Genomic DNA, 3448 nt, shown 5'->3' with positions numbered 1-3448 from the left:
ACCGATGACTGGGGTGAAGTCGTAACAAGGTAGCCGTATCGGAAGGTGCGGCTGGATCACCTCCTTTCTAAGGAAGAGTTAGTAGAAAATTGAATGTGTTTTACTGTTGAGTTATCAAGTATACAACTTAATAACCAAATTTCTGGTATCGATGCGCTTGTGGGAAACACCCGTTCCCATCCCGAACACGACGGTTAAGACGCAAGCGGCCGATGGTACTGCACTGGAGACGGTGTGGGAGAGCAGGTGGATGCCAGATCAAATGGGGATGTAGCTCAGTTGGGAGAGCACCTGCCTTGCAAGCAGGGGGTCGAGAGTTCGAATCTCTTCATCTCCACTGAAATCGAAAGATTTCAAGATGGGCTTATAGCTCAGCTGGTTAGAGCGCACGCCTGATAAGCGTGAGGTCGGTGGTTCGAGTCCACTTAAGCCCATTGGGTCTTAAGTAAAATTAAGCCCAATATCGTACCTTGAAAACTGCATACATGTAAATTTGATTAACTAATCAAATATCCTTGATATAAAACGTAAAAACGTAAGATAGGAAGACATCGATAATTAAATTATCAATAAGCAACGAGAATCAAAGACCGCTGATACCTACGCTAGGGTGTCAGAGCAAATGGTCAAGCAGAAAGGGCACAGGGCGGATGCCTTGGCACTAAGGGCCGAAGAAAGACGTGATAAGCTGCGATAAGCTTCGGGGAGGAGCAAATATCCATTGATCCGGAGATTTCTGAATGGGGAAACCCACATGAGCAAACCTCATGTATCCATACGCCAATCCATAACGTATGGAGGGGAACCCGGGGAACTGAAACATCTAAGTACCCGGAGGAAAAGAAAGAAAACTCGATTCCGTAAGTAGCGGCGAGCGAACGCGGAAGAGCCTAAACCAGATCGCGTGCGATCTGGGGTTACGGACTGCATTTAAGATTCTGCAATGTTAGTGGAACGGTTTTGGGAAAGCCGGCCGGAGAGGGTGAAAGCCCCGTAGACGAAAACAGAGCAGACTGAGCAGGATCCAGAGTACCGCGGGACACGAGAAACCCTGCGGGAAGTCAGGGGGACCACCCCCTAAGGCTAAATACCACTTAGTGACCGATAGCGCATAGTACTGTGAAGGAAAGGTGAAAAGGACCCCGGGAGGGGAGTGAAAGAGAACCTGAAACCCTGTGTCTACAAGCTGTGGAAGTGCTTTATATGCACAACCGCGTACTTTTTGTAGAACGGTCCGGCGAGTTGCGCTCACTGGCAAGGTTAAACACTTAAGGTGTGGAGCCGTAGGGAAACCAAGTCTTAACAGGGCCAGAGTCAGTGGGGGCAGACCCGAAACCGGGTGATCTATCCATGTCCAGGTTGAAGCTGCCGTAAGAGGCAGTGGAGGACCGAACCCACATCCGTTGAAAAGGGTGGGGATGAGGTGTGGATAGGGGAGAAATTCCAATCGAACCCGGAGATAGCTGGTTCTCCTCGAAATAGCTTTAGGGCTAGCCTTGGTAGAGATTTGCGGAGGTAGAGCACTGAATTTCCTAGGGGGCGTCAAAGCCTACCGAAGAATATCAAACTCCGAATGCCGTGTAATTGCTTACCAGGAGTCAGACTGTACGAGATAAGTTGGACAGTCAAAAGGGAAAGAGCCCAGACCTTCAGTTAAGGTCCCAAAGTGTGCGTTAAGTGGAAAAGGATGTGGGATTTCGAAGACAACCAGGATGTTGGCTCAGAAGCAGCCATACATTCAAAGAGTGCGTAATAGCTCACTGGTCGAGAGGTCCTGCGCCGAAAATGTCCGGGGCTGAAACGTACCACCGAAACTAAGGAATCCGAAAGGATTGGTAGAGGAGCATTGCATGCGGGACGAAGCAGTACCGAAAGGAGCTGTGGACTGCATGGAAGAGAGAATGCCGGAATGAGTAGCGAGATAGAGGTGAGAATCCTCTAGGCCGAATATCCAAGGTTTCCAGGGTAAAGCTGATCTGCCCTGGGTAAGTCGGGGCCTAAGGTGAGGGCGAGAGCCGTAGCCGATGGACAACAGGTGGAGATTCCTGTACTATGATATGACAGAACTGTGGGGACACGTGCAGAGAGCGGAAGCCGGGAATGGAATCCCGGTGCAAGCGAGGTACCAGTCACATTGGAAAAACCGTGTGGCAATGGGAAGACGTGATGCGGAGTGAAAAATAGTAACGAAGTCCGTGAGCTGTGCGTCAAGAAAAGCCGCTATTGTTCATACCATACCCGTACCGTAAACCGACACAGGTGGATGAGGAGAGAATCCTAAGGCCGGCGGAAGAAGCATTGTCAAGGAACTCGGCAAAATGACCCCGTAACTTCGGGAGAAGGGGTGCCACTGAAAAGTGGCCGCAGAGAATAGGCTCAAGCAACTGTTTAGCAAAAACACAGGTCTATGCGAAACCGTAAGGTGAGGTATATGGGCTGACGCCTGCCCGGTGCTGGAAGGTTAAGAGGAGAGGTTAGCGCAAGCGAAGCTTTGAATTTAAGCCCCAGTAAACGGCGGCCGTAACTATAACGGTCCTAAGGTAGCGAAATTCCTTGTCGGGTAAGTTCCGACCCGCACGAAAGGCGTAATGATTTGAGCGCTGTCTCGACAATGCATCCGGTGAAATTGAAGTACCAGTGAAGATGCTGGTTACCTGCGCCAGGACGGAAAGACCCCATGGAGCTTTACTCCAGTTTGGTACTGGGATCCGGTACTGCATGTACAGGATAGGTGGGAGGCTGAGAAGTAGTAACGCCAGTTATTACGGAGCCGCTGTTGGGATACCACCCTTGCAGTATTGGGTTTCTAACCAGCCGCCGTGACCCGGCGGTGGGACAATGCCAGACGGGGAGTTTGACTGGGGCGGTCGCCTCCGAAAGGGTATCGGAGGCGCCCAAAGGTTCCCTCAGAATGGACGGAAACCATTCGAAGAGTGCAAAGGCAGAAGGGAGCTTGACTGCGACACCGACGGGTGGAGCAGGTACGAAAGTAGGGCTTAGTGATCCGGTGGTATTAAGTGGGAATGCCATCGCTCAACGGATAAAAGCTACCCTGGGGATAACAGGCTTATCACTCCCAAGAGTTCACATCGACGGAGTGGTTTGGCACCTCGATGTCGGCTCATCGCATCCTGGGGCTGTAGTAGGTCCCAAGGGTTGGGCTGTTCGCCCATTAAAGCGGTACGCGAGCTGGGTTCAGAACGTCGTGAGACAGTTCGGTCCCTATCCGGCGTGGGCGTAGGATATCTGAGAGGAGCTGTCCTTAGTACGAGAGGACCGGGATGGACGGGCCGCTGGTGCACCGGTTAGACTGCCAAGTCTATAGCCGGGTAGCCAAGCCCGGAAGGGATAAACGCTGAAGGCATCTAAGCGTGAAGCCCCCCTCAAGATGAGATATCCCATCCGAAAGGAGTAAACCCCCTTGAAGACGACGAGGTTGATAGGGCAG

At 51.6% G+C, this 3448-nt stretch carries 2 tRNA genes and 3 rRNA genes; all 5 read left to right on the top strand.

Annotated features, from left to right (window positions below):
- A 16S ribosomal RNA gene (locus GT674_RS16640) occupies positions 1-67 on the top strand; the annotation flags it as partial.
- A 74-nt stretch (positions 68-141) separates the two neighbouring features.
- Positions 142-259, top strand: a 5S ribosomal RNA gene (gene rrf, locus GT674_RS16635).
- A gap of 5 nt (positions 260-264) precedes the next feature.
- Positions 265-337, top strand: a tRNA-Ala gene (locus tag GT674_RS16630).
- 23 nt (positions 338-360) lie between these two features.
- Positions 361-434, top strand: a tRNA-Ile gene (locus GT674_RS16625).
- Between the two features lie 189 nt (positions 435-623).
- Positions 624-3448 (top strand): 23S ribosomal RNA (locus GT674_RS16620); the annotation flags it as partial.

Source organism: Blautia sp. BIOML-A1 (assembly GCF_009883055.1).
Lineage (GTDB): Bacteria > Bacillota > Clostridia > Lachnospirales > Lachnospiraceae > Blautia_A.
The sequence above is the reverse complement of the archived record's forward strand: the minus strand, read 5'-3'. Positions and strand labels throughout refer to the sequence as shown.